A 7,491-nucleotide genomic window follows, 5' to 3' on the forward strand; every position below is an offset into this window, starting at 1 on the left:
GGCCCATCTCCGGGCCACTCGGTTGGATGAGACAGCAGTTCATGTTCCTTCCGGTACTGAACTACCGAGACGGGTATGGGGTCACCTACGGTGTCCGCACGAGCTTCGTGGATGCGTTCGGTACGCGGAGCCGTGCATCCGTCCCCCTGACGTGGGGTGCGACGAAGCGGGCGGCCTTGGAGGTCGACAAGACGTTGCGCGCCGGTTGGGTACGTCGCCTCGAGGGCGGGGTGTCGATTGCCGAGGAAGAGAACCCACACTTCCGCGTCGACGATCGCCGCGTCCGGCTTTGGGGACGCGTCGAGCGCATCCTTGCACATAACATGCGGCTCGGCGGCCAAGCCGCATGGCACGTCGTCGATTTCGACGACCTCGATGAGCGCTTCGTTTCCTATGGCACCGATCTGACGTTCGACACCCGCATCGATCAGACGTTCCCACGGGACGCCGTGTATGCCGCCGCGGGTTGGGAGGGATTGCGCTTCGACGCGTGGCCGACCGTACAGCGTGGCTGGATCGACGCCCGTGGCGACGTGGGGCTGATCCGCCAGTCCGTGCTGTCGGTTCGAGCACGCTACGACATTGCCAGTCGAGCGCTCCCGCCTTACCAGCAGCCGCTGCTCGGCGGCGCCTCGACGCTTCGTGGATTCCGTGCCGGAACGTTTGTCGGTGACAACCTCATGGCAGCCTCGGTCGAGCTCCGATTGCCGACCACGTCACCGCTTGCGACAGGGCGGGCGGGCGTGACGCTCTTCTGGGATGCTGGCGCCGCCTATGCACACGGCGAACGCCTCCGCGATGCGCCTGTTCACCATGGGGCTGGCGCCGGCCTGTTCCTGCTGGCGCCGCCGTTTCGCCTGAACGTCGACGTTGCCTACGGCTTTGACGAACGCGTGCGCCTACACGTCATGACGGGTTTCGCGTTTTAGCCCGTGCGCCTGCTCTTCGTATCCGGATCGCCTGTCCTCCGCCCGCAATCAGCGTCGTCTTCAAGGTCGTCGCGCGGGTGACGGGACGATGCTCGATGACGGTGTGGGTTGGCACCTCTATGGGACGCACAAGATCGGGGGTTGGATCAGTCCTTAGCCAGTTCGTCGCTCACGTCCGCCTCTGCCCTGGTCGTTGGACGAGCCACCGCAGGACCGATGCGAGAGGATGCAGGAGCGTCATGCACCCTCTAGGTTAGCCACGCGCCCGCGGGGTCTATTCGTGACGCAGGGCCATCATCGGATCGATGCGCGATGCGCGATGCGCGACGCGCGGGAACAAGACAGGCGAGGGCTCCCACCGCCAGGAGAATGAGAGAGACCATGGCAACAGTTGGGAGGTAGTGGGGCTGGAAGCCGTAGAACAGCGAGGTCATCAAGCGTGCCGCGATGGTCGCCAGGACCAAGCCAATAACGAGCCCGGCGAGCATCAACGCCATGCCCCGTCTCCCGAAGGAGAGCAAGATCTCGCTGGAAGTCGCGCCCAAGGCCATGCGCACGCCGATCTCGTTCGTGCGTTGTGACACCGCGTAGGAGAGTACGCCGTACAATCCCAGCGAGGCGAGGAACAGCGCGAGCAGAGCGAACGCGCTCATTAGGGTGGTGCTCTGCGTCGGCGTCGACAACTGGCGGTCCACTATTTCCTCGAGAGTCTGAACACGCCAGATGGGCTGGTTCTTGTCGACGGACCAGATCGCCTGACGGACCGCAGAGACAATCGACACCGGCTCCACAGCCGTGCGAATCACAATCCCGCTCGGCTGGCCACCGTTTTGGTCGGTCTGTTCGTGCACGCGATAGATCGTGGGATTCAACTCCTCGGTCACCCCGCGATCGCGAATCTTCCTTACGACGCCGACGATCGTGTACCAGTAGCCCTTGTCGTCAAGCTGCCCGAACTTGAGTTGTGCGCCAAGTGGCGAACGACCGGGAAAGTTGAGATCCGCAAAGGATTCATTGACGATCGCCGCGGGCGACTCGGAGCGCCGATCGGATCTTTCAAAGAAGCGACCTTCGCGCAGGCCTGCGCCGATGGTGGGGAAGTAATCGCGAGTCACGACGCGCGTGAGCGCAACCTGCTCGGGAATACTGTCCCTCGACTGACCGGCGAGTAAATAAAATGTGGCCTGGTCTGTGACTGTCAGCGGTATCCGCGAAATTGCACCTGCATTAGTTACGCCAGGGATTGCACGGACGCTCTCCAACAGTGCGTTGACGAAGGCTACACGCCTGTCGAAGTCCTGATAGCGGAACAGCGGCGTCTCAAAGGTCAGCAGCTTTTCGGTCCGTATCCCGAGATCGTTATTCCGCAGATGGTGAAGGGCCTGCAACAGCAGGCCGCCGCTTGTCAGCAGCGCCACGGCGAGGGCCGTTTCGATGACGATGAGCGCATGTTGGAACCAGTGGCTGCGCGCGCCTGCTGTGCCGCGCCCGCCTTCGCACAACGCGTCCTGCGGGGCGAGTCGCGACCCACGCAGCGCGGGCACAAGTCCGAAGGCCACGGCGGCGGCCAGGGCCACGCCAGCGGAGAACGCCAGCACGCGCCAATCCAGCGTGAGCCGTACGTCGCCCATGGTCTCCGGCACCAGTGTTTCCAGAAATCGCATGGCGGGCACCGCAAGCGCGAGCCCGGCGAGGGCGCCGAGTGCGGCAAGCACCAGGCTTTCGGTGAGGAATTGCGCGACCAGTCTTCGGCGTCCCGCCCCAAGCGCCGCGCGCACCGCCACCTCCCGGCCGCGCGCCGCGCCGCGCGACATCAGCAGATTCGCGAGATTGACGCACGCGATTAGCAGAAGCGCCGCGGACGCGCACAGCAAGACGAGCAGCGCCGTTTGCGTCTTGCCGGCCATCTCTTCCCGCAACGGCGTCAGGATCACCGAATGGGGGCCTCTGAAATCCTTCGCCGTCAGCTGCAGACTCAAGGCCTCCATCGATTCCCGCGCGCGCTCCAGCGTCACACCGGGCTTCAACTGTGCCACCACCTGCGCGTCGTGCCACGAAAAGTTCGTTCGCATCCAGGCGGGAAAGGAAGCCGGCACCCAGATGTCGATGTCAGGCGCGGGCAGGAAGTAGAACTCGCGCGGCATCACGCCGATCACTTCGTACGGGTCGTCGTTCACAGTGATCGTGCGGCCCAATACATCGGGCGAGCCGCCGTAGCGCCGCTGCCACAGGCCGTGGCTGATGACAACTACCCGCACGCCGTTCTCGTCTTCTTCTTCCGTAAAGACCCGGCCGATCAGCGGATGCATGCCCAGGACGCGCCAAAGATTCGCGGTCGTCCTACACGCCGGGACCTGTTCAGGCTCGGCATCGCCAGAGAGTGTGGCGTCTCTCGACTGGGTGGCCGCGATGTCGGTGAACACCGCGTTGTGACGCCGCCACGCCAACCATTCGGCGGGCGCGGGAAAGTGCTTCGGGACGCCCTCGTGCCTCAAGTCGTCCCAGATCATGACGAGACGGTCCGCCTCGGCGTACGGCAGGGGACGAATCAGTATCGTGTCGAAGGCGCTGAACATCGCCGTAATCCCACCGATGCCGAGCGCCAGCGTGGCGATGGCGATGCCCGAAAACGCCGGATTACGGCGGACCTGCCGCAGTCCGTACCGGACATCCCGGCCGACCGCGTCGAGCCAAGCGCCGTGACGAACCGTCCGCACGTGCTCCTTCGCCTGTTCCACGCCGCCGAGATCGAGCATGGCCCCGCGATGCGCCTCGGCCGGCGAGGCACCATCGCGCACGTTGTCGGCGGTGGCCATGTCGACGAATGCCTGCACCTCGTCGTCTAAGTCCTGCTCGGCTCTATTCCGATATGCGATCCAGCGGACGATGGACGCAAGACGATGCAGAAGCGTCATGCTCCCTCCAGCACGCTGGTGACGGCGAACGAGACCCGGGTCCAGCGTTCCCGATGCCGCTCGAGCTGCCGCCGGCCGGACGCGGTAAGCCGGTAGTACTTGGCGCGGCGATTGTTCTCGGTCGGGCGCCATTCGGCCTTGAGCTTGCCGTCCTGCTCCAGCCGGTACAGAGAGGGGAACAGCGAGCCTGGATTGACGTGGAACTCGTCGTGACTGAGCGTCGTCAGCCGCTGCGAGATGCCGTAGCCGTGCAGAGGCTCGCGGGCGAGGATCGTGAGGATCATCAGGTCCAGCGTGCCTTGGGGAACGTCCAGCTTGTCCACAGCGCTCCTTTAGGAGAACAAGATGACAGGAATGCTGACACAGTTCATTTAGGGTGTCAAGATGAACTGGCTCGCCCGCTTCGCCACATTCCTGCTCAGCGTCTTTGCGGCCACGGCGCTCGGGATGGGCGCGATCGGGATCTATGGATTGATGTCGTACCTCGTCGCCCAACAGACGAGAGAGATTGCGATTCGGATGGCGCTTGGAGCGCTGCGGGGCGACATTCTCCGGCGCGTAGCGGGCCGCGCGTTGCTGCCTGCCGGCGTGGGTGTCATCGTAGGCACGGTGGGGGCCCTGGGCGCGGCGCATCTCATGGAAGCGATGCTCTTCGGCGTGAGTCCCACGGACGCGGCCACGTTCGTCGCGGCCTCAGTCCTGCTGATCATGGTAGCCGCTGTTGCTGCTTATGTTCCCGTCCGGCGCGCGAGCAAGATCGATCCGCAGGTGGCGCTGCGTTCTGAATGATGTGAGACAAGATGAGGACGGTAGCAGATCCCAAAGTGCTGCGGTCACTCGAGCAACGGCTCGGTATGCTCCGTCCTGACATCCCGCGCCGTTGGGGAACCTTGACCCCTCACGAGATGCTCTGCCACCTGGGTGACGCAGCCGCCATGGTTCTTGGCACGCGTCCGCGAACGGTTCCGATTCCCCAACGTCGTCGTCCGATCGTCAAGGCGCTTGCCTTGTGGGCCCCGATTCCCTGGCCGCACGACCGGCCCACCAACCCGTTGCATGATCCCAGAGCCGAGGGAACCAGACCGTCGGATTTCACAAAAGATCTGTCGCGGGCCATTGCCGGAATCGAGGGCATCGCGACGGCAGCACCGGACGCTCTCGATCCCGGTCACGGCCTGTTCGGCACGATGTCGCTCCGTGATTGGCAACGGTGGGCTTATCGGCACACGGATCATCACCTGCGTCAGTTCGGCCTCTGAGCTCAGTCCGCTGCCGTATCCAACGGCATGAGGACAACGGGAACTACGGCTCGTGTGCATGAGGGGACCACTGGCCGGGGCTAACGTGCGTTGTGCAGCCGACGGCGTTGCGATCACGAGCCGCCGCTGCGGAAGCGCGGACGTTAGTTCCGATAAACGCCGAAGGGGGTTCCGACACACTCGGACGCGGTTGGGAAGGTCCTTGCCGACTTTCGAGGGGTTTCCGTCGAACCGACTGCGATTGCCGACTGGACTGTCCGCAACTCGACGACTCGCCAGCCGCGCGCCCGCTCAGCAGATTTCTTTTTGCGCCGCGGACGCTTGACCACCGCTCGACCACTCGTCACGGCACCGCTCAGCGGTAACATCGGTCAGACATGGCTGGTATCCAGAGGAGACGATGGCGACACGACCAACGACCGATGACACGATGTTCGAATCCGTCAGAATCGGCCCGGACGATCCGCGGTATCTCGCCGTGGTCGATAAGCGTTTCAACAAGCGGTTCAGCGCGCGCCCGGACTACGTCCGGCTCGTCACCTCGACCGATCAGGTGGTATCGGCGGTAGAAGAGGCGGTGAGGGAGGAACGGCGGCTCGTCGTGACGAGTGGCGGGCATTGTCTCGAAGGATTCGTGTCGGATCCAGAGGTGCGGGTGATCATCGATATCTCGCCGATGAAGCGCGTGTACTACGACGCGGAGCGACGCGCCGTGGCGGTCGAGGCCGGCGCCACCGTGGGCGAGACGTTCCGGGCGCTGTTCGAGACCTGGGAAGTCGTGATCCCGCTCGGCGAATATCCGGCGATCGGCATGGGCGGGCATGTGGCCGGTGGCGCCATCGGCTTCCTCTGCCGCCAACTCGGTCTCGCAGCGGACTCTCTGTATGCCGTCGAGGTGGTGATCGTGGACACACACGGACGGGCGCGCCGCGTGGTCGCGAGCCGGGAGGCGTCCGACCCGCATCGCGACCTCTGGTGGGCGCACACCGGCGGCGGCGCTGGCAACTTCGGCATCGTCACGCGCTACTGCTTCCGATCGCCCGGCGCATCCGGCGACGATCCCGCCACGCTGTTGCCGCGCGCACCGGAGTCGATCACGACCTTCACGGCGGAATGGGACTGGAGCGAGATCGACCAGTCGTCCTTCCTGCGACTCCTCAGGAACCACGGGATGTGGTGCGAGCGGAACAGCGACGCCGATTCCCCGTACGCTTCTCTCTGGACCCTCTTCGAGATCCATCGTCAGGAGTTCGGGAAGATCATCAGCCGCGGTCTGAGCACCGCCGGCGCTGCCGCCGAGCGGCAGGTGGATGACCATCTGGCGGCGCTGAGCGAAGGGGTCAGTGCACCGAATGGCCGAGAGCTGGCACGAATGTCCTGGCTCGAGTTCGCCCTGAACCCATTTCCCGATTTGTTCGGCGCGCCACCAGGCGGGGTGAGCGCCAAGGTGAAGGACGCGCTCCTCAAGAGACGGCTCACCGATCGCCAGATTGGTGTGGCCTACGATTACCTGACCAGCACCGAGCACGACGTCATGGGCGGGATGTTGGGGCTCGCCACCTATGGAGGGCGGATCAATACCGTCCCATCCGATGCGACCGCCTCCGCGCAACGGGATTCAATTCTCGACATCGCGTGCACCACGGGCTGGCTGGATCCGCGGGAAGAGGCGAAGAATCTGACATGGGTACGGGCGTTCTATCGCGATCTGTTTGCGGAGAGCGGGGGCGTCCCGGTGCCGGGCGAGGCGTATGATGGGGCGTTCATCAATCATCCCGACGCTGACCTTGCAGACCCGGCCCTGAATACGTCGGGCGTGCCCTGGCACACGCTCTATTACAAGGCGAACTACCCTCGCCTGCAGCGGATCAAGGCGCGGTGGGACCCGCGGGACGTGTTCCGGCATGCGCTGTCCATTCGGGTCGGATGATTTGGCGGAAGTGAGATCCGCCGATTGCGCAGTCTACGGCCTCACGGTCCCCATAAACGTCGAAGGGCTTCCGACCCACTCGGACGTCGGTCGGAAGTCCCTTGGCGACTTTGCGGGAGTCAAGCCAAGCTTCGGCAACTAGGGGTCACGGCAGGCACACAGTGGTATGTTCAGCACCATGATCCGCCAGATCGCACCCCAGTTCTTCACCACGAACATCCAGGTGACGCTCGACTACTACAGGGACAAGCTCGGTTTCGATTGTCTCAGCACTTGGCAGAATCCGCCGGTCTACGCCATCGTCGCGCGCGACCAGCACGCCATTCACGTTCGCCTCGCCCAGCCGCCTACGCCGAACGCTGACAAATACGCAGACGAGCTCCTCGACGCCTACCTATTCATCGAGGACGCGGACGCGCTCTACGCCGAGTATGCCGCCCGCGGCGTCGAATTCACGC

The 7,491-nt window shown here is 64.3% G+C and carries 7 protein-coding genes; 5 read left to right on the forward strand and 2 right to left on the reverse strand.

From position 1 onward, the window contains the following. Positions 1-26: 26 nt before the first annotated feature. Positions 27-929, forward strand: a complete 903-nt coding sequence (locus GEV06_27650) for a BamA/TamA family outer membrane protein (protein MPZ21634.1) — start codon at positions 27-29, stop codon at positions 927-929. Positions 930-1,177: 248 nt separating this feature from the next. Here the strand turns inward: GEV06_27650 and GEV06_27655 are convergent, their stop codons facing one another. Together GEV06_27655 and GEV06_27660 are read right to left on the reverse strand one after the other, a co-directional pair. Next, a complete protein-coding gene (locus GEV06_27655; GenBank protein MPZ21635.1) occupies positions 1,178-3,844 on the reverse strand; it encodes an FtsX-like permease family protein in 2,667 nt (888 codons plus the stop codon). Further along, positions 3,841-4,128 (reverse strand): PadR family transcriptional regulator, encoded by a 288-nt coding sequence (locus GEV06_27660; protein ID MPZ21636.1) that lies wholly within the window; start codon positions 4,126-4,128, stop codon positions 3,841-3,843. Before GEV06_27660 ends, GEV06_27655 begins: the two co-directional genes overlap by 4 nt. Positions 4,129-4,228: 100 nt before the next feature. Between GEV06_27660 and GEV06_27665 the strand changes: the two genes are divergently transcribed. The 4 genes from GEV06_27665 to GEV06_27680 all read left to right on the forward strand — a co-directional run. Continuing rightward, entirely contained in the window at positions 4,229-4,633 is a 405-nt protein-coding gene (locus GEV06_27665; protein ID MPZ21637.1) for an FtsX-like permease family protein, read from the forward strand. An 11-nt stretch (positions 4,634-4,644) separates the two neighbouring features. After that, positions 4,645-5,103, forward strand: coding sequence for a hypothetical protein (locus GEV06_27670; protein ID MPZ21638.1), 459 nt, complete (start codon positions 4,645-4,647; stop codon positions 5,101-5,103). Positions 5,104-5,503: 400 nt separating this feature from the next. Then, positions 5,504-7,033: an FAD-binding protein gene (locus tag GEV06_27675; protein MPZ21639.1), complete on the forward strand. Its 1,530-nt coding sequence runs from the start codon at positions 5,504-5,506 to the stop codon at positions 7,031-7,033. A 178-nt stretch (positions 7,034-7,211) separates the two neighbouring features. Further along, positions 7,212-7,491, forward strand: a 280-nt coding sequence (locus GEV06_27680) for a bleomycin resistance protein (protein MPZ21640.1), incomplete at its 3' end; no start/stop codon positions are given.

Source organism: Luteitalea sp., from assembly GCA_009377605.1.
Taxonomy (GTDB): domain Bacteria; phylum Acidobacteriota; class Vicinamibacteria; order Vicinamibacterales; family Vicinamibacteraceae; genus WHTT01.

Bases quoted from the DNA above. Each gene is read 5' to 3' on its own strand.
- GEV06_27660 (MPZ21636.1), bottom strand. From the start codon at position 4,128: ATGATCCTCACGATCCTCGCCCGCGAGCCTCTGCACGGCTACGGCATC.
- GEV06_27650 (MPZ21634.1), top strand. From the start codon at position 27: ATGAGACAGCAGTTCATGTTCCTTCCGGTACTGAACTACCGAGACGGG.
- GEV06_27665 (MPZ21637.1), top strand. From the start codon at position 4,229: ATGAACTGGCTCGCCCGCTTCGCCACATTCCTGCTCAGCGTCTTTGCG.
- GEV06_27675 (MPZ21639.1), top strand. From the start codon at position 5,504: ATGGCGACACGACCAACGACCGATGACACGATGTTCGAATCCGTCAGA.
- GEV06_27655 (MPZ21635.1), bottom strand. From the start codon at position 3,844: ATGACGCTTCTGCATCGTCTTGCGTCCATCGTCCGCTGGATCGCATAT.
- GEV06_27670 (MPZ21638.1), top strand. From the start codon at position 4,645: ATGAGGACGGTAGCAGATCCCAAAGTGCTGCGGTCACTCGAGCAACGG.